Annotated in this window: 19 protein-coding genes and 4 pseudogenes; 9 read left to right on the forward strand and 14 right to left on the reverse strand. The window is 59.4% G+C overall.

Features of this window, described 5'->3' with window-relative positions; translation table 11 throughout:
* Positions 1–20 precede the first annotated feature (20 nt).
* A complete protein-coding gene (tatA, locus tag E3N94_RS13010) occupies positions 21–236 on the reverse strand; it encodes a twin-arginine translocase TatA/TatE family subunit (protein ID WP_104100451.1) in 216 nt (71 codons plus the stop codon).
* A gap of 806 nt (positions 237–1042) precedes the next feature.
* Between tatA and E3N94_RS13020 the strand changes: the two genes are divergently transcribed.
* The 6 genes and pseudogenes from E3N94_RS13020 to E3N94_RS13045 all read left to right on the forward strand — a co-directional run bounded on the left by E3N94_RS13020 (position 1043) and on the right by E3N94_RS13045 (position 7032).
* Positions 1043–2344, forward strand: coding sequence for a glycosyl hydrolase (locus E3N94_RS13020; RefSeq protein WP_134570377.1), 1302 nt, complete (start codon positions 1043–1045; stop codon positions 2342–2344).
* Positions 2345–2435: 91 nt separating this feature from the next.
* Positions 2436–2570, forward strand: a pseudogene (locus E3N94_RS17275) (leucine zipper domain-containing protein); the annotation flags it as partial.
* Positions 2571–3030: 460 nt separating this feature from the next.
* Positions 3031–3723, forward strand: a complete 693-nt coding sequence (locus tag E3N94_RS13030; RefSeq protein ID WP_134341913.1) for an N-acetylmannosamine-6-phosphate 2-epimerase — start codon at positions 3031–3033, stop codon at positions 3721–3723.
* Between the two features lie 45 nt (positions 3724–3768).
* Positions 3769–5331: a PTS transporter subunit EIIC gene (locus E3N94_RS13035; RefSeq protein WP_241986198.1), complete on the forward strand. Its 1563-nt coding sequence runs from the start codon at positions 3769–3771 to the stop codon at positions 5329–5331.
* Positions 5332–5343: 12 nt separating this feature from the next.
* Positions 5344–5814, forward strand: coding sequence for a PTS glucose transporter subunit IIA (locus E3N94_RS13040; RefSeq protein WP_104171233.1), 471 nt, complete (start codon positions 5344–5346; stop codon positions 5812–5814).
* Positions 5815–6162: 348 nt separating this feature from the next.
* Positions 6163–7032, forward strand: coding sequence for a PRD domain-containing protein (locus tag E3N94_RS13045; RefSeq protein WP_134420655.1), 870 nt, complete (start codon positions 6163–6165; stop codon positions 7030–7032).
* 271 nt (positions 7033–7303) lie between these two features.
* Here the strand turns inward: E3N94_RS13045 and E3N94_RS13050 are convergent.
* From E3N94_RS13050 to E3N94_RS13090, 8 genes and pseudogenes are all read right to left on the reverse strand, one after another.
* A pseudogene (locus E3N94_RS13050) lies at positions 7304–7432 on the reverse strand (ATP-binding protein); the annotation flags it as partial.
* A gap of 502 nt (positions 7433–7934) precedes the next feature.
* Positions 7935–8942, reverse strand: coding sequence for a sugar phosphate isomerase/epimerase family protein (locus tag E3N94_RS13060; RefSeq protein ID WP_134420653.1), 1008 nt, complete (start codon positions 8940–8942; stop codon positions 7935–7937).
* 28 nt (positions 8943–8970) lie between these two features.
* Complete coding sequence (locus tag E3N94_RS13065; RefSeq protein ID WP_134570378.1) at positions 8971–10110, reverse strand: Gfo/Idh/MocA family oxidoreductase; 1140 nt, start codon at positions 10108–10110, stop codon at positions 8971–8973.
* Entirely contained in the window at positions 10110–11084 is a 975-nt protein-coding gene (locus E3N94_RS13070) for an ABC transporter permease (RefSeq protein ID WP_104100456.1), read from the reverse strand. Before E3N94_RS13070 ends, E3N94_RS13065 begins: the two co-directional genes overlap by 1 nt.
* Positions 11085–12593, reverse strand: coding sequence for a sugar ABC transporter ATP-binding protein (locus E3N94_RS13075; RefSeq protein ID WP_198416294.1), 1509 nt, complete (start codon positions 12591–12593; stop codon positions 11085–11087).
* 5 nt (positions 12594–12598) lie between these two features.
* Complete coding sequence (locus E3N94_RS13080) at positions 12599–13789, reverse strand: Gfo/Idh/MocA family oxidoreductase (RefSeq protein ID WP_104100457.1); 1191 nt, start codon at positions 13787–13789, stop codon at positions 12599–12601.
* A 135-nt stretch (positions 13790–13924) separates the two neighbouring features.
* On the reverse strand, positions 13925–15082 hold the full coding sequence (locus E3N94_RS13085) for a substrate-binding domain-containing protein (RefSeq protein WP_104100458.1): 1158 nt from the start codon (positions 15080–15082) through the stop codon (positions 13925–13927).
* A 52-nt stretch (positions 15083–15134) separates the two neighbouring features.
* Complete coding sequence (locus E3N94_RS13090; RefSeq protein ID WP_134341921.1) at positions 15135–15956, reverse strand: sugar phosphate isomerase/epimerase; 822 nt, start codon at positions 15954–15956, stop codon at positions 15135–15137.
* Positions 15957–16154: 198 nt separating this feature from the next.
* Between E3N94_RS13090 and E3N94_RS13095 the strand changes: the two genes are divergently transcribed.
* The gene (locus E3N94_RS13095; RefSeq protein ID WP_134401397.1) at positions 16155–17369 is read left to right on the forward strand and encodes an ROK family protein; all 1215 of its coding nucleotides are present in this window, start codon (positions 16155–16157) and stop codon (positions 17367–17369) included.
* Positions 17370–17523: 154 nt separating this feature from the next.
* Here E3N94_RS13095 and E3N94_RS17280 read toward each other — a convergent pair.
* Positions 17524–17665 (reverse strand): annotated as a pseudogene (locus E3N94_RS17280) (IS481 family transposase); the annotation flags it as partial.
* Between the two features lie 30 nt (positions 17666–17695).
* Here E3N94_RS17280 and E3N94_RS13100 point away from each other — a divergent pair.
* Complete coding sequence (locus E3N94_RS13100; protein WP_134341922.1) at positions 17696–17980, forward strand: hypothetical protein; 285 nt, start codon at positions 17696–17698, stop codon at positions 17978–17980.
* Positions 17981–18206: 226 nt separating this feature from the next.
* On the opposite strand, the pseudogene E3N94_RS17285 reads toward E3N94_RS13100, so the two are convergent.
* Together E3N94_RS17285 and E3N94_RS17290 are read right to left on the reverse strand one after the other, a co-directional pair.
* Positions 18207–18430, reverse strand: a pseudogene (locus E3N94_RS17285) (IS481 family transposase); the annotation flags it as partial.
* A gap of 312 nt (positions 18431–18742) precedes the next feature.
* Positions 18743–18892 carry a hypothetical protein gene (locus E3N94_RS17290; protein WP_241973162.1) on the reverse strand — a complete coding sequence of 50 codons (150 nt, stop codon included), beginning with the start codon at positions 18890–18892 and terminating at the stop codon, positions 18743–18745.
* Between the two features lie 47 nt (positions 18893–18939).
* On the opposite strand from E3N94_RS17290, the gene E3N94_RS13105 reads away from it, so the two are divergent.
* Positions 18940–19812, forward strand: coding sequence for a tyrosine-type recombinase/integrase (locus E3N94_RS13105; protein ID WP_241986041.1), 873 nt, complete (start codon positions 18940–18942; stop codon positions 19810–19812).
* Positions 19813–19890: 78 nt separating this feature from the next.
* Here E3N94_RS13105 and E3N94_RS13110 read toward each other — a convergent pair whose 3' ends face one another.
* Together E3N94_RS13110 and E3N94_RS13115 are read right to left on the reverse strand one after the other, a co-directional pair.
* Positions 19891–20073 carry a hypothetical protein gene (locus E3N94_RS13110; RefSeq protein ID WP_134341923.1) on the reverse strand — a complete coding sequence of 61 codons (183 nt, stop codon included), beginning with the start codon at positions 20071–20073 and terminating at the stop codon, positions 19891–19893.
* Between the two features lie 88 nt (positions 20074–20161).
* A partial coding sequence (locus tag E3N94_RS13115; protein WP_174776134.1) for a transposase occupies positions 20162–20731 on the reverse strand: 570 nt, incomplete at its 5' end.

The following is a 20731-nucleotide window of genomic DNA, read 5'->3' on the forward strand; positions in this document are numbered from 1 at the left end:
TATGCCCTTTGGCACCCGTCTCAGAGACGGGGGGCAGGCTCCGGTGACTCGGGTGTAGCGGCCACCGGGGCATCGAGGCCTGATTCGGCGGGGGTCGTACTCTGCATTTCGCTCTTCAAAATCTTTGTCGACTGCCCAAGGCTGCGAGCAAGGGCGGGAAGTTTGGACGAGCCGAAGAGAAGCACGACGATTGCAAGGATGATCAGGGAATGCCATCCGGTTAGGTTGCTGAACATGCGGGTCCGATCTGTAATTCGGTAGGGGTGTCGATACCGCCCCCATCAAGGGGGAGGTGGACAACGTCAATCCGAAATCTCCGCGGCCGCTCAATCGCGACGCTAAACGTCGCTGAACGCATCCGAACTAGCGATGACCTACTAAGTAATTTAGCACTCTGCGTTGCGGACCCGGTGTGGGGACGACGACGAGATCGATATTCGGGTGAGCAATGAGGTCGTTGTTGCCGCCGAAAGCATTCGAAACTATTAATTCTTCAGCGTGCTGGTCGGCGCTTTCCTGGCCCCGGCTCAAGACGGGGACAAGTCGGGCTGATTCAGTCTTCTCAGCGGGAATGTGGCCTCCTTGGTCCAGCCGCCGGCCCCGAGGATGCCGACTGTGACGGTGTAAGTACCGCCGACAATGCGCAACGCCGCGGCGTTCTCATCCCAGTGGGTACAGCTCCGCGGTTCGAGGGCGAGTTGAACGGCCTCGCTCTCGCCCGCGTGGAGGTGCACTCGGGTGAAAGGGGCGATTTGTTGCAGGTGACCAGGCTCTGCTCCTTGGTGTCCCGCAGGAGTGAGATGTTCCCGGGCGAGCCGGATCCGCCAGCAGGCACGGCGCGACTCTCCTCGCACGCCACCACCTCCTGGGTACCCCAACGTGCTGGCCTGAAGTACATGCGGACCGACGTTTTTTTATTTGCGGCCAGCAGACCCCACCGATTCCGCGGGCCCCCTTGATGCCCTACTCTGACGACACAAGAGATTTTCACTGCGGCATTGTGCCGTGGTATCCGAGTGAATCTCCCCACCCGGGAGCTTCCATGCGCGCACACCGTCACATCCGATCCGCGGTCGCGGTTTCGGTCGTGTTACTTACCATCCTGGCCGGATCCACCGGCATGGCTGCCGCCCCCAGCGCGTCGGCCGCGTCGAGTGCCACCACTCTCTCATTGAGCCCGAACACCGGCCCGGCCGGCTCCACACTCACCGCCAGCGGACGCGGATTTCCGCGAAACACCGCGGTCACGGTGACCATGGGAACTACCCGTCTTGCGGTTCAAACCTGGGCGAACGGGACCTTCAGCGCCGATCTGACGGTTCCCAACACCACAACCAGCATCCTGCCGGTGACGGCAACAGTCGGCACCGTGACGGCCAGCGCGTCCTTCACCGTCAGCTTCGCCCCCGTCTCCACCGCGGTGGACCCGGCAGCCACCACCACCCTCACCCAGCAGGCCATTACAACGAGCGCCCCAATCAGCGCGTCCCGTCTACGTTTCGGGGTGGCCACCCCGGGCGGCGCCCTGGCGAATTCTGAACTGGACGCGGTCGCCACTCTCGTAAACGAGAGCCCCTCGATCGTGATGTCGTACAAAGACTTCAACCAGGCCTTGTCGATCGCCGAACTCGACTCCGTGCGGGCGCGCGGAGCCACGAGCCTAATCACCTGGGAACCCTGGGTTTGGGGCGGCGGGCTAAGCCAGCCGGCCTACTCTTCTACTCGCGTCACTGACGGCACCTACGACACCTACCTCACCCAGTGGGGCCAGGCCCTGGCCGCCTGGGGGCAGCCGGTGATGCTGCGCTACGGCCATGAGATGAACGGCAACTGGTATCCCTGGGCGGATAGCGTTAACGGCAACGCCCCGGGCGACTACGCTGCGGCCTGGCGCCACGTGCACGACGTCGTCGCCGCAGCCGGAGCCACCAACGTGTCCTGGGTCTGGAGCCCGAACATCCCGTTCACCGGTTCGACCCCGCTGGCCGGCCTTTACCCCGGCGCCGCGTACGTCGACGTCGTTGCGCTGGACGGGTACAACTGGGGTACGTCGGCGGCCTGGAGCACCTGGCAGGCACCAGCGGCCCTCTTCGACACTGGGCTCGCCCAACTGCGCGCACTGGCGCCCGGGAAGCAGATCATTATCGCCGAAACCTCGTCCGCCGAGGCCGGCGGGTCGAAGTCGAAGTGGAACACCGCCTTGGTGGCCTACCTGGCGAAGCAACCCGACGTCACCGGTTTCGTCTGGTTCCACTTCCTCAAGGAGACCGACTGGCGCATCAACAGCTCGACAACCTCCACAAGCTCCCTCACCAAGGCGCTGGCGGCGCGCTCGGTGAATTGAGCCGCCAGGTTGGTGACAGCCGACCGCTGAAATAGGAAGAACCCCTGGTTCTGACGAAGATGTCAAAGTCGCCACGAACAAGGAAGTGCTCTTGTCCCACGCTAATGACCGATTGAACCATCACGGGAGGGCTGTGCTCGTTCAGCGCGTCATCGGTAAAGGCCAGCCAGTGACTCATGTTGCGAAGGAACTCGGCATCTCGCGGCAGTACTCCCACCGGTGGATTACACCGATACCGCACCAAAGGCGACGCTGGCCCGGCCGCCAAGTTGTCCGCGACGTAGTTATGAGAATCGGCGCGCCGCAAAATTCCGGCGAACGCGGAGGGATCCAAGACATGGGCGTGAGACGTCTCGTATCCCTAGGGTTACAAGGCAACTTCGCGGATCGCACTCGGGCGGGGTAAGAACTTGCCACAGCGTGACGAGACGTGCGATCGGCGCCTCGGTCAAGCCCCGGCATGGACCTGCGCTTAAGGTGACCCGATAGCATCGACCTTTTGTCACAATTCGCTCGGGTCTTTAGATACTGTCCAACCGAAATCGGCGTGGCAGATGTATGCTTTAGATCAACGCGAATTTTCGCGTATGTCATCGGGATTGTTACTTTCGGCAAAACCTGAGACGTAACTTCATGTGCGGTTATGCGCATGGGCAAATACGTCTTCTAGGGTCCGAGGAATATCCATGACTAATCCCCGTCTTATAGACCGCCTCCGTGGCGGTCTCATTGTGTCCTGCCAAGCGCTTCCAGGCGAACCCCTGTTCGCTGCCGGAGGCGGCGTGATGCCGCTCTTCGCGATGGCCGCTGAGCAGGGAGGGGCAGTCGGGATCCGGTGCAACTCCGCGCGTGACGTCCTCGAAATCAAGGCGGCTGTTGGGCTTCCTGTGATCGGTCTCATAAAGCACCAGTACCTGCCGTACGAGCCATATATCACCGCCACGATGACTCAGGTGCAAGCTCTTGTGGCCGTGGGCGCAGATATCGTGGCAGTGGATTGCACTCTCCGTGAGCGTGTGGACAAACTCAGCCCGGCTGGCTTCATTGCTCAGATCCGGGCCGCATTCCCGAATCTTGTCCTTATGGCAGATGTCGCCACCCTCAAGGAAGGCTTGGCCGCGGCCGAGTCTGGTGTCGATTTCGTGGGGACCACGCTAAGCGGGTATACGCCCCAATCCCAAGGGGCCCCCGGTCCGAACTTTTCGCTGGTCGAACAGTTGGTGGCCAGGACTGCCGTGCCAGTCATCGCTGAGGGCCGGATCCGCACTCCGCTGCAGGCCCGCCAGATGATCGATCTGGGTGCCTTCTGCGTGGTGGTCGGCGGTGCAATTACCCGGCCACTGGAAATTACCACGGACTTCGTAACGGCTCTCGCGTAAGCGATCGCCCTTCCCTTCACCCACGACGGAGTCGTCGTGCCCGAAATGAAAGAAGCAACAGTGTTTAAGCAACTTCAGAAGGTCGGAAAAGCATTTATGCTACCGATCGCCATCCTTCCAGCCGCCGGCCTCCTGCTCGGCATCGGCGGCGCCCTGTCTAACCCGAATACTGTCAAGGCATACCCGGGATTGGACAACGCGATCCTGCAGGGAATCTTCGGCGTTATGTCCGCCGCCGGGGCGACGGTCTTCACTAATCTTGCTCTTCTGCTGTCTATTGGGCTCTGCATCGGCTTGGCGAAGCGCGACAAGGGCACCGCGGCCTTGGCCGGCATCGTGGGCTACCTGGTGATGACCGCCACCATCAAGGCGATGCTGGACATCTTCAAGCCTGGCGCCGAGCCTGTAGACACAGGCGTAGTCGGCGCTCTGGTCATCGGCGCAACGGCCGTATGGCTGCACAACCGCTACCGCAATATCGAATTGCCGGCCGTCCTTGGTTTCTTCGGTGGATCCCGTTTCGTGCCGATCGTGACTGCGTTCGCAGCGATCTTCGTGGGAATCCTTTTCTTCCTCGCATGGCCACCCATCCAGCAGGTAATGGTCAGCGCCGGCACGGCGATCGCGGGCCTTGGGCCGATAGGAACGTTCTTCTACGGGTTCTTGTTGCGTCTCAGCGGAGCTGTTGGCTTGCATCACATGATCTACCCCATGTTCTGGTTCACGTCCCTGGGTGGAACCGAGATCGTCAACGGAGTGTCGGTTGACGGCGCACAGAAGATATTCTTCGCCCAGCTGGCCGATCCCAATCACGTCGGAATGTTCACCGAAGGCACCCGCTACTTCGCCGGCCGTTTCGCGACCATGATGTTCGGCCTTCCGGGAGCCTGCCTGGCAATGTGGCACTGCATCCCCAAGGGCCGTCGCGCCAAGTACACGGGCCTCTTTCTCTCCGTGGCTCTGACCTCATTCATCACGGGCATCACTGAGCCCATCGAGTTCATGTTCTTGTTCGTCGCACCGGCGCTGTACGTGTTCCATGCCGTGCTCGACGGTGCATCCTTCTTCATCGCTGACATCCTGAACATCAGTATTGGAAACACTTTCTCCGGCGGAGTGATCGACTTCATGCTCTTTGGCGTGCTGCAGGGCAACGAACGGACCAACTGGTTGCTCGTGTTACCTATTGGCGTGGTCTGGTTCGCCCTGTACTACTTCTCCTTCCGCTTCGCGATCAAACGGTTCCGAATCGGCACTCCCGGACACTTGGAGGACACTATCGCCAGGGATGCAGAACCGGCTGCCCCGGAAGGCGCCGCCCTCGTCCCGGCTATGGTCGGCGACCTCACCGGCCAAAGCGCAGTTCAAACGGAAGCCGCAAAGGTCTTGGAAGCACTTGGCGGTGCCGCCAACCTTGAAGAGGTCGACGCCTGCATTACACGCTTACGCGTATCCGTGAAGGACCCCGCCAAGGTTGACAAGACCGCGTTGCGCAGGCTCGGCGCCACGGATGTCTTTGAAGTCCAGGGCGGCGTTCAGGCGGTCTACGGCGGCAAAGCCATCTTGTACAAGAACGCTATCAATGAGAGCCTCGGCCTCGACGACTGAAGGAGCACAACGATGCAGAACCCATTCAAGAAAAGGGGCGAGTCCGTCTACAGTCCGGTCGCAGGGCGAATCGTTTCTCTGGACGAAGTCCCGGACCCTGTCTTCGCACGGCGCTCCGTCGGTGACGGTTTCGCCATCGAGCCGACCAACGGATCGTTCCGCAGCCCGGTGGATGGCGAACTTGTCCTGATGGCGGAGACACGGCATGCTTTCGCTGTCCGCACCGACGCCGGGGCGGAGGTCCTGGTCCATATCGGAATCGACACCGTCACTCTCAAAGGAGAAGGGCTAATCGGACATCGGAAGGTTGGCGAGCGGGTTGCTCGCGGGGACGTCATCATCAGTTGCGACCTCGACGACATCAAGATGAAGGTGCCCTCGATGGTCACCCCCGTCATTTTGATGAACGGTGCCAAATTTGCCATGAGCTCGCCAGACCTTGAGGCCAATGGCGAGTCCGTGATCACGGTCCGGCGGAAGTAAAAAGGTAATCATGGAAGGAAACGCCCGCGAATCGCCCGCAGATGAGGGTTGCCTTGCGGCGCCCATGATTGCCAGGTCGGCCGGCGAACGCGATCCAGAAACGGTCTTAGGTCTGTCGACCGGTTTTTCTCCCCCAACTGCAAACGTGAATCTGCGCCGACGTGAAAAGCCGCGTTTTTGGGCAAACGGGCCCATCACGGCCCTATGCCAGGATTCGGTGCCTCAATTGCATCTGTCCATTCATGAAGTCCTGAGTCCAGCGAAGACTGCGGGACAGAAACGAAACGAGCACGACGAGGAGACTCGCCACCACAAACGAGACTGCCAACATTTTCAGGAGCGCACCCGATGGAAGTGAAGCCATCCACGCAAGCGAGCATCAAACGGGTTTACAACAACAATGTGGTTCTCGCCATAGAGTCCGACACGATGGAGGTCGTGTTACTGGGCAAAGGTATCGGATTTCAGCGCCGTCCAGGAGAGACCATCGACACCTCCTTGGCCAATCAGCGCTTCGTAGCTGACGGGGCCTACCGCGCAGCCCAGGTCGCCGGGCTGCTGAGTGAGGCACCCCTGGACCAAATCGCCTTGGCCCAGACAATCACTGAACTGGGTCATGCAACACTCGGCCTCGAACCGCGACAATCTCTGATGATCCCGGTCCTGGACCACCTCACCTTCGCAGTGCGTCGGGCTATAGAAGGAATTCGCATCGATTTCCCGCTCCGTTGGGAGGTGGCCCAGCTCTACCCGTCCGAAGCAGCCTTGGGGCGTCAGGTGGTGACCTTGGTGTCCGAACGACTTGGGGTCCGACTGCAGGACGATGAGTGGGTGGCCTTCGCCCTGCACTTCGTCAATCAGCAGTGGACGAAGGGTGACTTTTCAAGGACCGTCGTCATGACCGAGACTATTGGCCGAGTATTTCTTCGCCTGGCGGAGCGGTGGGGTCAGCCCATCGACGAGAACGCGAGCAGTGCCGCTAGATTTGTGACGCATCTGCGCTACGTGTTCGCCCGAGCCGCCGCCGACGAACAGCTTCACAGCTCCCATCAGGATTTGCTTGCAGCGGTACGGCAGCTTTACCCGGAAGCCGTGGAGGCCGCAATCGACATCGCCCAATTGATTGGCGATGCGATTCACCGAGTAGTCTCCATCGATGAAATCTCATACCTCGCCCTCCACACGGGACGCCTATACGCCGAAATGAAGGAGCCATAAATAACTTTGCGTGATTTCCGACGCCGCAGGCTTTTGGCTGTAGCGCAGCCAAAAATCCTGGTCGTGCGCCAAAAGGAATGAAAAGAGGCGGATGAGCATGAAGCCCTCATATGACCAGTGACGCCCGAAGACCGACACGTGACGCGGGTCAGGCGCTCTTGAGTATTTGAGGCGGTGAGCACCACCTAATCGTGCGGTTGAGCACCACCGATCGTGCGGGAGCGCGCCAATGGTGGTGTGGTTGGGAACCACTGACGGCCTCCGTCATCGATTAGGCGGTGGCCAGTGCGGTGTGCTCCCTCATGTTGTAGGTGCCGGTCTCGACCCAGATGGTGTTGTGGATGATCCGGTCCATGATTGCGTCCGCGTGAACACCGGACCCGAGGCGCTGGTGCCAGTCCCAAATCTCCAAGACGGTACTTTCGCAGTGCTCTAACTTCGTGGTGCACCGGATCCAGAACCCGGAAGACCTCCAGCACGTCCGACGAATGACTCCTTTCATATCCGAAGCGGTGCTCAGCCGCCTGCCGTCTCTGCCAAAACAGCACGCACTGATCTTCGGTAATTCAGTGAGCGTGCCCACGACATTCAAAGTTCGCAACGCTAGCCTTACACCGAGAAGCGACGATGCAATGATCCGACACGTCTGGTTCGTGGAGGACGCATCGGTTGCCGCACTCTGAATGAGTGGGGGAGTGCCGCTCGGCCGGACTGGTGGGTTTCGGCCGGGCTGATGTAACCGGTCTTATCGGGGACCCCATGAGCCGGGGCTGAGTCCTCAGATCAACAAGTCAGTGGACAGCTGTTTACGCCAGCAACGCGTTGGCAGGAAACCGGGAACGGTTCAACCCGGCATGTGATTGATGTCATAGCTCTCAGCGACTTTGTGCGGGACTGCCCCATCAGTCCTGGTTGCTGAACACCGCGTCAAACGAAGTCGACGCTGGCGTCCAGAGTAGTGCCCGAATGAAAGCGAGCGCTTCCGGGGCACCGCGAAGTCGGTCCATACCGGAGTCCTCCCATTCGATGGAGATGGGACCGGTATAGCCGATCGTGTTCAGGGCGCGGAAACTGGCTTCCCAATCCACGCTGCCGTGACCCGCCGAGACGAAGTCCCATGAGCGTTTCGGGTCGCCCCACGGTAAATGCGATGAAAGCCGCCCGCGACGGCCGTCCTTCGGCAGCAAAGTGGTGTCCTTGCAATCCACGTGATAAATCCGATCGGCAAAGTTATGTATGAACGCCGCAGGGTCGATGTCCTGCCACATCAAATGTGAAGGGTCCCAGTTCAGGCCAAACGCCGGACGGTGTCCGATGGCTTCAAGCGTCTTCTCCGTCGTATACCAGTCGTAGGCAATTTCGCTTGGGTGAACTTCAAGGGCAAACCGCACACCATTGTCATCAAAGACATCCATAATCGGATTCCATCGGTCCGCGAAATCTTCATAACCCGCCTCGATGACATGCTCCGGTACCGGCGGGAACATGGCAACGTACGGCCATATTTTTGAGCCCGTAAATCCCACCACGGTGTCGACGCCAAGCCTGCGAGCGGCGATGCCGGTGAGTTTGAGCTCCTGGGCGGCGCGCTGGCGAACGCCCTCGGCTTGACCGTCTCCCCATACTCGCGAACCAACGATGGCCTGATGGCGAAAATCGATGGGATCATCGCAGACGGCCTGGCCCTTGAGATGGTTCGAAATTGCAAAGAGTTTGAGGTTGTGGCGCTTGAGAATATCGAGGCGTTCCTGAAGGTAGGCATCATCTTCTGCGGCACGCCATACGTCGAGGTGTTCGCCTGAACAGGCGATTTCCAGGCCGTCGTAGCCCCACTCGGCTGCATACTTCGCGACCTGCTCAAGCGGCAGGTCGGCCCACTGACCGGTGAAAAGGGTGACGGGTCGAGACATGTGTTCCTCCTTCGTGGTCAGTATGAATCTACTGAGTTAGGGCTGCGTCGAGGACGCTGAGGCTGTTGTTCGTCACAGCAGTAGTTCCATCAGTAGGACCCACGACGTCGATCCATCGGCCGGACTGTGCGGAAGTCAACACTGCATCTGTGATGATCGCAGCCCGTAAACCGTCGACAAACGTGGGAAGGCCATCGACATTCTGGTCCTGAAATGAAGCATAGGCATCCGCTGTAAAAGCGTTGAAAGCATCTTGATATCCCTTCGGATGCCCGGCAGGAAGATGTGCAAGACGCTGGGACGACAGGGCGGACAGCTCTGCGGAGCCAGAGTAGATTGTGCTTTCACTACTCTGGTTCGAAGCCGTGAACTTTCCCGGGTGCTCCTGGTTCCATCGGTATGATTCCAGTTCTCCATCAAAGGAAAAGTGGAGCCGGTTCTTGCGCCCATGGGTAATCTGACTGGCGATGAGCGTGCCGGATGCGCCGCGATCTGTCTCAAACAAGATGGATGCGGCATCTTCGGTCGACCCGCGTTCAGGATGTGATCGCGAGAGCGCTGAGACGAGTCTGGTGATGCGGTGCCCTGTCACGAACTCCATCAGGTCGCACCAATGAACGCCGATGTCAGCAAAGGCACGCGATGAGCCGCCGACCTTCTCATCGACCCGCCAGTTTGTGGTTGTGGGCAGTGCGAGCCAATCCTGGAGATACGAGCCGTGGAGCAGGTGCATCTCTCCGGCCGAACCGTGTGAGATGCGCGACCGAATTTCACGAACCGCAGGGTAATAACGGTAGATGAACGGAACGGCAGTCGGTGTTCCAGAGATCCTTGCGCGGCTCACCAGGTCTTCCGCGTCTGACACCCGCGTCGCCAACGGTTTCTCGCACACGAGAGGTTTTCCGGCTAGAAGAGCCAGCCCTGCCTGCTCAGAATGAAACGCATTCGGTGTGCAGACATGAATGACATCCACCGCATCGGACTCGATCAAGGCGCGGGCGTTTGGAGCGATACCGTGGATACCCAACCGAGCCGCAGCGCGAGCGGAGCTGTCGGGCGAAGAGCTCGCGATCAGTACAACCTCGGAGCCGGCTGCCCGGATTGCCCGGGCATGTACTTCTGCCATGAAACCACCGCCGAGGATACCGGCTCGGAGTCGGGGCTGCATCAGCTTGAGGCCTTTTTGCTCGACAGGGCGACGGCGACAATGATGATGGCGCCACGAACGACCTGCTGCTGACTCACTTCAAGGCCGGCGAGGATCAAACCGTTGTTGACCAGGCCGATGAAAAGCGCACCGAAGAGTGATCCAATGATTGCACCGCGGCCGCCGAAGAGGGACGTTCCCCCAAGAATCACAGCAGCGATGACTGAGAGTTCATCACCGGTTCCCCACTGGAAGCGTCCAGACTGAAGTCGACCCGCGTAGAGCATGCCTGCGATGGCGGCCACGAGCCCGGAGAGGAGTAAAACGTAGAATTTGATCCGGGCGGTGTTGACTCCAGTAAACATGGCTGCCTGAGTATTCCCACCCGTAGCCCGAACTTGGCGGCCGAATTTCGTCTTGTTCATGACGACCGCGCCAATGGCCACAACGACCACGGCCCAAATCAGAAGGGACGGAATCGCGCCGACATTACCGCCACCGAAGATCTGGATGAACGTGGCATCGGCGATCGGCACCGGTGCAGAAGCCGTGATCCAGCGAGCCACGCCCACAATGAGACCGAGCATTCCCAAGGTCACGAGAAAAGACGGGACCTTGAGCCATGCCACGAGTCCGCCGTTGACAGCACCGACAACGAGTCCGACCAGGAGGCCGGCGAGAATGCCCGGTACCAGTCCATAGGAAGACACGGCCAGGGCAGAAACCACGGAGGACAGACCCGCGACAGACCCGATACTGAGGTCGATTTCGGCGGTGGCGATCACGAATGTCATGGCCACGGCCATGATCGAAATGGTGGCCGTCTGGCGCGCAATGTTCAGGAGGTTGTTGGCACTCGTGAAACCGCTGTCGCCCAGGAGTATGGCGAAGAGGATAAACACCACTACAAAACCGACGTAAATAATGTTCTGACGCCAGTCAAAGCGCTGAACAATTCGAAAACTGCGGGTCATTTGCGTAGTCAGCGTAGACATTTATGCTCCTTGCACAGCGAGTTGAAGGAATTCTTCAGATGGGATCTCGGCCCGCGAAAGATCGCGAACCACTTCGCCATCTCGGAGAACGAGGATGCGGTCGCTCACCGATAGCAGTTCCGGAAGTTCGGACGAAATGATGATGACGGCCTTGCCGTCGTCGGCAATCTGGCGAACCATGGCCAAGATCTCCTTCTTGGTACCGATGTCTACGCCAGCCGTGGGCTCATCCATCATGAGGATGTCTGGATCAGTGCCGAGCCATTTTCCGATCACGACCTTCTGCTGGTTTCCACCTGAGAGCCTCGAGACATCCATTGTTTGGTCGGCGACCTTGATGGAAAACTTGCCAATGATCTCTTGTGCTCGTATGGCTATCTTGGAGGAACGCAGGAGCGGACCACTCTTGAGTTCGTCGAGAAGAGGAAGGGTGATGTTTTCCTGCACGGAGTGCTCGAGCACCAGACCCTGAGCTCGGCGATCTTCGGGGATGAGTGCGAGCCCGAGGGAGATCGCGTGCCCTGGATTGCGAATGGATACGGTCTGTCCGTTGATCGTGATGGTTCCAGCGGAGGCCCGATCGATTCCGAACAACGTGTTCACGAGTTCCGTGCGACCGCTGCCCATGAGACCTGCCAGACCGAGAATTTCTCCGCGGTGCAAGTCGAAAGTGACATTTGACAGACGTTTGCCGGAAGCCAAACCGGTCACGGTCATCACGGCATCCGTGCTGATCTTCGCGCTGCGGTCTTCGTAGGCCATGATTCCGGACATTTCTCGTCCAACAATGGCCGCGACAATCTGCGCCGGAGAGACATCGGAGAGTTTTGCGGTCAGAGCTTTCTTGCCGTCACGAAGCACGGTGATGCGATCGGCAACCCGGTAAACCTCATCCATGCGGTGTGAAATGTAAATGATGGAGATTCCACGGGCCTGGAGTCGCTCGATGAGTTCGAAGAGCGCATTCGTCTCGTGCTTGGCCAGCGATGCCGTGGGCTCATCCATGATGAGCACACGGGCGTTCTGGGCCAAAGCTTTGGCGATTTCGGTGAGCTGCCAGAGCGCCGTGGGCAGATTCTCGAGCAGGCTCGTGACGTCGACGCTGACACCCATGTCCACGAAAATGGCATGCGCTTTCTCACGGGCGAGTGAATCATTGATGAGACCGAATTTGCCCATGGGTTCAGCCGTCAGGAAGACGTTCTCCCAGACGGTGAGGGTGGGGATGAGGCTGAACTCCTGAAAAACCATACCGATGCCTGCAGCCCGCGCAGCGAAGGTGTCGGTCAAGGAGACTGTCTCACCCGCAACCCTCACCTCGCCGCTGTCACGCTGATACACGCCCTGCAGTATCTTCATGAGAGTCGACTTGCCCGCACCATTTTCACCAGCGAGAGCGTGCACTTCACCAGTGACCAGTTCAAAATCGACCTCGCGAAGAACAGGAACTCCGCTGAAGGCCTTGGTGATGCCGGACATCTCAACTGCGAGCACAGGAGTCGTGGACATCTGGTTTATTCGACCCTTCCGGTCTCGCGGTTGAGCTGAGGAACCTTAACCCACTGCCCGGACGCTGCCGAGCTGAGAATGGCGTGATCGACCAAAGCAACCTGGTAGCCATCGCCGAAGTCGGGGCGAACAGGGTCACCACCTGCAATAGCGGTGAAGAGGTCATGGGCTTCGATGATCTTCGTTTCGCCATAACCGATACCCAACGCAGGGATGGGCCACAGATTGGCGCCATTGGGGTGGTTGGGGCCGGTGTATACCGTGCGGAATCCGCGACGATCGTTTTCATCGCTCTTGAAACAGACCTGAAGTTCGTCCCTGTTCTCGTAGTTGAAGACGATGGACCCCTCCGAACCATGGATTTCGAGGGTGATGAAGTTGTTGCGACCCCAGGCATTACGCGTTGCTTCTACGGAACCGATGGCTCCGCTGGCGAACTTCACAAGCGACAAGACCTCGTCTTCTACATCAACGGATCCCATTGGTCCGCCATCGGTTTTGGAATTCCCGAGCGAGTCGGCACCAGCCTGCTGCAAGGGGCGTTCCGTGATGATGTTGGCCGTCAGACTGCTCACTTCGGTGATCTCACCTGCGAGGTAACGAGCCATGTCAAGCACGTGGGTCAGGATGTCGCCCACAGCGCCTGAACCGGCAATTGACTTCTTGAAGCGCCACGACAGGGGAGAGTTTGGGTCGGCCGACCAGTCCTGTAAGTACGTCGCACGAAGGTTCAGGATGCGCCCAATGGCGCCTTCGTCAATATATCGTTTCGCCAGAGCGACAGCGGGGGTTCGGCGGTAGTTGAAGGCCACCATGTGGACGCGATCGCTTCCGCGCGAGGCTTCGTACATTCTCTCTGATTCTTCCACTGTGCGGGCCAGTGGCTTCTCGCAGATGACGTGCTTACCGGCTTCGAGAGCGGCGATGGCGATCTCCGCGTGAAGATTATTAGGGGTTGCGATGTCAACGAGGTCAATCTCCGGGTCATCGATGATGGAGCGCCAGTCACTTGTGGACTTCTGAAAACCGAAGCGCGCCGCAGCGTCTGAAGCCAGGTCATCCGTGGCCTCCGCGATGCTGTGTTTGACCGGCATGATGTCGGTGGGCCAGTAAAACATGGGGACAGCCGAATAAGCCAGCGAGTGGGCCTTGCCCATGAATCCGCCGCCGATGAGGCCAACATTGATTCTCTTCATTGTGAATTCCTTGTCGTTTTAGGCGAAAGCTTTGGAAAGGCTGCAACCTAGCTGTTTCGGGCAAAGCGTGAAGTCCGTGGGGCCGGCAGCAAAAGATGAAATGTCTGCTGCCGGTCCCACGGTTGGAAGTGCGTTTTATTTCGTGTAAGCGCTCGAGATCGAATCAGGTGCTTCGACCTGGTAAACCGTCTTCCACGATTCGAGGACGTTCTCGTGCGTCACCGGGAGGGCGCCGAGGGCAACGAAGTTCGGAATGTCTGCCTTGCCGATGAGTGCCGCTGCGCCAAGACGAGCCTCCGCTACACCCTGGTCATAGGGGCGCTGAGCGCCCAGGCCTACGATGAGCTCGTCCTTGGCCAGAGCAATAGCAACGTTGGTTCCGAGGTCTTCGGTTGCAATCTTCAGGTCCGGGCGACCGGACTCACGGGCAGCGGCCATGATACCTTCGGCAGGAACGTCCCAAACTCCCCAGATTCCGGCGAGGTTCGGGTACTTGGTCAGCAAGGCGGTGGTGGCTGCCTGCGCGTCGCCAGCGAAGTCGGGGCCGCCGATACCCTTCTCTTCAACAATGGTGATGCCGGGGTACAAGGCAATCGTTTCTTTGAAACCCTCGTAGCGCTGTGCTGTCACGAAGAACTCCGCGTCGTGGAAGACGAGACCGATCTCGCCTTGGCCGCCGAGAGCTTTGGCCAAAAGGTGAGCTGATACGACACCGTTGCCTTTATTGTCGGCGGAGACAACCGAAACGTAATCCTTGCCGCCGACAAAACCAGCAGGAACGTTGTCCATGAAGACGAGCTTCACGCCTGCGTCGCGAGCCTGTGCGTACGCGGAAGCGGTTGCCACCGGGTCGGTGGGAATAGACACGATCAGGTCGGGTTTCAACGCGAGTACGGTCTCCAGGTCAGAGACCTGCTGCTCGGGTTTGAAGTTGGCGTCTGTCACTGCAACGACTTCCATGCCCAGGCGAGTGAATTCTGACTCGAGCCCTTCCACCTGTGCAGTGGACCAGTCGTTTCCGGCGTAGTGCATAACAATCGCGACCTTGAAGTTTCCGGTCTTGACCTTGGCAACTTCGTCATCGGTCAGCGTCGTTGCATCGAAACCCGCGGGTTTTTCGCCGTTCGGACCAACACTCAACACCTGTCCTGACAATTCGGACAGTGCCGCGTCTACCTGCGCCGACACATCAGCGTTTTCACTGCTCGCGGTTCCGGTGGCTGCTGTTGAGCATGCTCCAAGACCAAGCATCAACGCTGTGCCGAGGGCAAGCGCTGCAATTGATTTCTTCATTGAAATAGCTTTCTTTTTGTGGGAGAGGGGGGATTAGTCTCGAAGCGTGTTGCTAGTGGGCAAGAACGTCATCGAGGTACCGCTTACTGATGACGGCGGCGTCGGTGGGGTCGCCATCGTATGAATCCAGTTCGACCATGAGCCAGCTGTCGTAGCCAGCTGATCGAACTGCTGCAATCACGCCAGGAATATCGATGTCTCCCTGTCCAAGGGGAAGAAAATCACCGGTGGCGTATTTGTAGTCCTTGAGGTGTACGTGGGCCAGACGGTCGGCGTATTTTTCGATCAGTTCAACCGGATTTCCGCCACCAGCAGTCAGGTGGGCGGTATCGGGACAGAACTTGATTGTGGACAGACCCATCAGCCGTTCGAGGGCGTCCGGCCCCTCAACGATGGTTCCGAGGTGAGGATGGTAGGTGCAGTCCAGACCAAAGGAGGCGGCGATCTCCACAACCTGGTCAAGGGCACGACCCAGCTTGGCCATATCGTCTGGCTGCTCGCCTCGAGCGCGCTTGGCGCCACCGCCCACAACCAGCCTGGTGGCGCCGAACTCCGAGGCGAGCTTGGCCGACTGGGAGATTTTGTGAAGCTCATCTTCGAGGATGTCGTCATAAATGAAGTTGGCGCCGGTGTAGACGGCAACGAGCTCAAGCTTGGCCTTCTTGAAAGCATCAATCAGCACGTCTGGCCGATCCGCATATTCGGCGAGATCTCCGTCGAACACCTCTGTCCCCTGATAACCAGCGGATGAGATGTCCGAGATCGCTTCGAGGGTATCGCCGTTCGCACGATAAAAGAGGTCTTTCACAGCCGTGACGCCGGAGGGATGCCCGACGACCCCGCCCCATGTAATGGTCGAGTAGCCAATCTTCATCGATGTGCCTTTCATAAGTAAAGCTCCACTGCCCTGTGGCATTGATCTCATGGTGATTCTGTGTGTGGATCGATAATGACAGTGAACAATGGTCTTCTGTCGAAAATCAACATTACGTTACCTACCTGTTATCAACTACTGTCGATAACAACCAGATCAGGGGCAGATCGTTGCGTCCGGCGCCAGTAAAATTCGGGGATGGCTGAGATTCAAATCAAATTCAACGGCTTCAGTGCCGCAGCCCTTTTTCAGCTCCTACGAGATGGGCAGCCACGAACAAAGGCCGAATTGGTGACAATGACGGGCTTGGCTCGATCGACCATCCAGCTCCGCATCGACACTTTGCTTGAGCTGGGCCTCATTGCACCTGTCAATGATGCCGTTTCTACCGGTGGTCGACCCTCAGCCCAAGTAGCCCTCAACCCCAAAGCCCGTGTGATTGCGGCCGTGGACTTTGGGGCAACGCAAGCGAGCCTGGCTCTGACAGATCTGGCAGGCGAGATCCTCGGCCGAACATCGTCAAAAATCATCATTGCGGATGGTCCTGAAACATGCCTCGGCTGGATGGTTAGGACAATTCGCTCAGAACTCGCATCTCTCCGCCTCAAAGAAGCGGATCTGATCGCCATCGGAATCGGTCTCCCTGGCCCCGTCGAGCACTCTACCGGGCGCCCTTCGAACCCACCGATCATGCCAGGGTGGGATGACTTCGATGTACCTGGCTTCGTCAACCACCATCTCACAGCGACCGTCCTTGTCGATAACGACGTGAATATCATGGCGCTCGGAGAGCAGAAGTTCGCCTGGCCCGACATGGAGAACATCATCTTTCTGAAGGCGTCCACGGGGATCGGCTCCGGAATTATCAGCAGCGGCGTACTCCAACGGGGCGCCGAAGGTATCGCAGGAGATATCGGGCACGTGCAAATCGCCCGCGGTCAGAACGTGCCCTGTCGCTGCGGCAACAGCGGTTGTTTGGAGGCTATGGCCGCTGGACCAGCGTTGGCTCAGCGACTAGCCCTCGCCGGAGTCGAATACAACGGCAAGTCCATCGCTGTTCTCAGCGACGTGGTGGCCGCCACAAAGGCTGGCGAATTGGCCGCCATTCAGGCAGTTCGACAGGCGGGCCGCGATATCGGCGAAGTCCTCACCACCTGCGTCAGCGTCCTGAATCCCTCCATCATCTCGATCGGGGGTTCCCTCGCCTTCGCCGGCGACCATCTTCTTGCCGGCGTTCGCGAAGTTGTCTATTCGCGCACGATGCCGCTGGCCACGGAACATCTCATCGTGGCACAATCTCGAGCCGGTGCCGACGCCGGCATTATCGGAGCCAGCGTCATGGCAATCGACTTCGCCCTCTCGTCCGCGAGCATTGACGCGATGGCGGCCGCGCTGGAGTCTGCAAACAAATAGCGGGCACTTCGGCAGGCAGTTCTTACCAGGAGTGGTCACTGCGAGAAGATCACCGGCGCGCTGCCGATGAATTGCACAACCTGGTAGGACGTGACCATGGAAATCCGCTTGCAGATGCACGACGCATGAATCTGGATCGTTCTTGGCCATCGACCTAGATGTACCGCCCAGAGACGTTAGTTAAGCGGCTGATGGGCGGGTATTTTCCGATGGCGGTGTAAGGCTTTGTGGTGATCGTATTCGTGGATCCATGCTGGCAGTGCGTTTCGACGGGCTGATTCTGAGGCGTAGAAGCGCAGGACGTCTTGGACGAGAAGGGTCCAACCGTGGCAGCATTTCTCCGAGCCATCGATCGGGCCGAGCAACTCATTGTGAGCGATTCAGCCGAGGTGGAAAGACTCCTTGCCCTATACGAAGAGGCCATGGACCCCGCCACCCTGGAAGCCCTGATCCCGATCATTCAGGCGCACGTCTCAGCCAGCTCACAACCCACCGAATCCGGTTTCGAGAAGTCCGTCGACTTCCACCTCCAAACAGGGTTGGTGGACGATGCTCCCGCATTCTCCGACATCATTCCAGCCGACTGGATCGAAACGGCGCTGAAGGGTTGAACCCTTACGAGTGGGAGGCGAAGACCGCCAACGGTGATCTTCGGCTCCCATAATTTTGCTCTGATGCCGACTGATCTAGACCTTGCAAACTCCCACGAGGTTCCGAAACATTCGGTGACGACCAACCGAAACGGCTTTTCACCGCTCTGAAGAGAGCAGCGGACGGTGAAGCATCTCTCGCGATCGCCGCCCATCAGGCGCTGAACTAACCTCCTTGGGCAGTACAGCTAGCGCGGAGGAGAACGCCGACAGCCGTGACGCCCGTTTCGTCGGCGTGCACTTCGGCGTAGACGAGGCGGGTGTGGTCGTCGATGACAGCGTGCACGTAGTCATAACTGACCCGAACCTGCCCGGCTGTGTGGTTGGTGCGGGTTGACCAGGCTGGGCCCGCCAACCGCCGCCGTCGGGGATACGACCGAGCTCCTTCACGTCGATATGCCCCATCTCGCCACGGCGGCATAGAGAGGTTTCGTTAAGTGGAGGAAAATCCAGAAATCGTGGAGAAAAACGCCCTCTGCGATCTTGCGAGACCCGTGCCCCACTGCCTTTCGTAAACAGCCGACCAAATGTCCCGGAAACTCAAGGGTTTCCGGGACTTTTTTGGTTAGAGATTTGACTACCCCATCACAAACCCATCTTTTACTCCTCCCTGGAGCCGTTGAAACGGCCTTCCCATCCGGGGCGCCGACGTCGTTTTCGGTTCATCCCGATCCTCCGGGATTGCGGTGCGCACCGGGACTGGGACGATCAGACACGCCAGGTTCAGGCCACCGGCGACACCGCCAGGGCTGCTGAGCGATCGCTGAAGAGCAAGCTCACGACGAGATACCTGCAGCAGCCGACGAACACGTCGCTGACGCCGGACAGCTCGTTCGGAGACTTGGCGACGTACTGGTTCGAGGACATCGACATGGAAAATCGAATCGTCGAAGACGACCCGGAATCTATAAGAGCGCAACATGCGAACGCTCGTGCTCCCGGTGTCCCGCTGTCTCACGCTGCGAGAGATTGGCGTCGCTCGTTGCGATCACTTCATCAAGCAGCTGGCCAAGCTTTCCCACAGCCGGGCCGAGCATGGTCGTGTCGTTCTGCGGCTGGCGCTTGAGTTGGCGGTGCGGCATGAGATTCTCTCCAGCAAACCAATGGATCACGTGGCCCGCCTGTACCGTGAGCCCCACATCCTCGATGCGCTCACGGCCCCGGAGGTGAACGTAATCCGCGCGGCGATCGCCCAGTGGGAAAGCGCCGTCAATCACATCTCCGGGCCCAAGCCTGACGGCCAGCTCAGTGCGATCATCGAGGTGATGCTCGGCACCTCAGCTTGGATCGGCGAGGTGCTGGCCATCCGCCGGCGGGACGTCGACATCACAAGCGCTATACCGCTCATCCGCCTGGCCGGTACGATCGTGAGCCGCAACGGCGAGCAGACCTTTCGGCAGGACCATCCCAAGACCGCAAAGTCGCGTCGAGTCGTTGCACTGCCCACATTCACCGCTGACGCGGTCCGCCGGCGGCTTGCCAATGCCGGCAGCATGGGCCTGGATGAGCTGCTGTTCCAGTCCCCGGACGGCACTCCGCTGACCACCGCGAACGTGCGTCGTCAGTTGCGTCATGTGCTCGGGGGAGCCGGGATCGAGGGTGTGACCCCGCACATGTTCCGCCGCACGGTTGCGACTGCAGTCAATGCCAACGCCAACATCGAACTCGCCGCGGAGCTGCTCGGCCACACGGACACGAAGATCACGGTGCAGCACTATATGCAGCGGAGCGAGCTGGTGAACCCGGCGACCGCGGCTCTACTCGACAGAGCATTCGCGAAAGACGAGGAATAGAGGGCCGTCGCGGACGCCGAAACCCTCTCTATTTTTCGTTCCCCTTCTGGGAACCCTACGCGGGGCACCTCCCGCCCACTACCTTCCGTGGCCAGCGCCTCCCTGACCTTCTGTGGATTCGTTTGCTTCAAGAATCGCGCTCTTGCGCCGCCCCCAGCGGATAAAGAACGCCAGAGCCACGATGATCCCAACCACAAGGAAACCCTGAACGACCACCCAAAAGTTCCACCAACCCAAAAAACCGAATTCCATCTCGACCACGCCTCGACTCGCGGGCATTCGATTGCCCTAGGTCACGTCCCGCGGAGTGGTGGAGTTCCTCGACACCGTGCGGGTCAGCTGTTCTAGCTTAGGCGGCGGCGAGTTCGGGGAGGATCACCGCCTCGTCGAGGACCTCGATGGGGTTGTTCATGGTGGCCAGCTCGAGCATTGATGCTTCGGAGAAGTAGCGGCGTTCGCCGGCTTCCCACTCGTCATGCTGCTCGATCAGGACCGACCCGGCCAGGCGCAGCAGGGCCGCGGAGTTGGGGAAAACGCCGACGACGTCGGTGCGGCGTTTGATCTCCTTGTTGACCCGTTCCAGCGGGTTGGTGGACCAGATCTGGCGCCAGTGTCGCCGTGGGAACGCGGCGAAGGCGAGGAGGTCGGGTTGCGCGTCGACGAGCATCGCGGCGACCTTCGGGTGCGAGCGGGAGAGCATCGTGGTCACCTCGTGGAACTGTTTCTCGGTGTGCTCGCGGTCGGGTTGGGCGAAGATGGTGCGGATGATCGAGGCGACCATGTCCTGCGATCCCTTCGGGACCACGGCGAGGACGTTGCGCATGAAGTGCACCCGGCAGCGCTGCCAGCCGGCGCCCTGGAACACGGTCCCGATGGCCTTCTTCAGGCCGGTGTGCGCGTCAGACATGACCAGCTTGAC

Source organism: Cryobacterium sp. Sr3, assembly GCF_004402835.1.
Lineage (GTDB): Bacteria > Actinomycetota > Actinomycetes > Actinomycetales > Microbacteriaceae > Cryobacterium > Cryobacterium sandaracinum.

Coding starts and splice junctions, on each gene's coding strand:
- E3N94_RS17290 (WP_241973162.1), bottom strand. CDS start 18,892: ATGTCGATGTCCTCGAACCAGTACGTCGCCAAGTCTCCGAACGAGCTG.
- E3N94_RS13080 (WP_104100457.1), bottom strand. CDS start 13,789: ATGAAGAGAATCAATGTTGGCCTCATCGGCGGCGGATTCATGGGCAAG.
- E3N94_RS13035 (WP_241986198.1), top strand. CDS start 3,769: ATGAAAGAAGCAACAGTGTTTAAGCAACTTCAGAAGGTCGGAAAAGCA.
- E3N94_RS13095 (WP_134401397.1), top strand. CDS start 16,155: ATGGCTGAGATTCAAATCAAATTCAACGGCTTCAGTGCCGCAGCCCTT.
- E3N94_RS13030 (WP_134341913.1), top strand. CDS start 3,031: ATGACTAATCCCCGTCTTATAGACCGCCTCCGTGGCGGTCTCATTGTG.
- E3N94_RS13090 (WP_134341921.1), bottom strand. CDS start 15,956: ATGAAGATTGGCTACTCGACCATTACATGGGGCGGGGTCGTCGGGCAT.
- tatA (WP_104100451.1), bottom strand. CDS start 236: ATGTTCAGCAACCTAACCGGATGGCATTCCCTGATCATCCTTGCAATC.
- E3N94_RS13085 (WP_104100458.1), bottom strand. CDS start 15,082: ATGAAGAAATCAATTGCAGCGCTTGCCCTCGGCACAGCGTTGATGCTT.
- E3N94_RS13045 (WP_134420655.1), top strand. CDS start 6,163: ATGGAAGTGAAGCCATCCACGCAAGCGAGCATCAAACGGGTTTACAAC.
- E3N94_RS13105 (WP_241986041.1), top strand. CDS start 18,940: ATGCGAACGCTCGTGCTCCCGGTGTCCCGCTGTCTCACGCTGCGAGAG.
- E3N94_RS13020 (WP_134570377.1), top strand. CDS start 1,043: ATGCGCGCACACCGTCACATCCGATCCGCGGTCGCGGTTTCGGTCGTG.
- E3N94_RS13060 (WP_134420653.1), bottom strand. CDS start 8,942: ATGTCTCGACCCGTCACCCTTTTCACCGGTCAGTGGGCCGACCTGCCG.
- E3N94_RS13065 (WP_134570378.1), bottom strand. CDS start 10,110: ATGCAGCCCCGACTCCGAGCCGGTATCCTCGGCGGTGGTTTCATGGCA.
- E3N94_RS13075 (WP_198416294.1), bottom strand. CDS start 12,593: ATGTCCACGACTCCTGTGCTCGCAGTTGAGATGTCCGGCATCACCAAG.
- E3N94_RS13040 (WP_104171233.1), top strand. CDS start 5,344: ATGCAGAACCCATTCAAGAAAAGGGGCGAGTCCGTCTACAGTCCGGTC.
- E3N94_RS13070 (WP_104100456.1), bottom strand. CDS start 11,084: ATGTCTACGCTGACTACGCAAATGACCCGCAGTTTTCGAATTGTTCAG.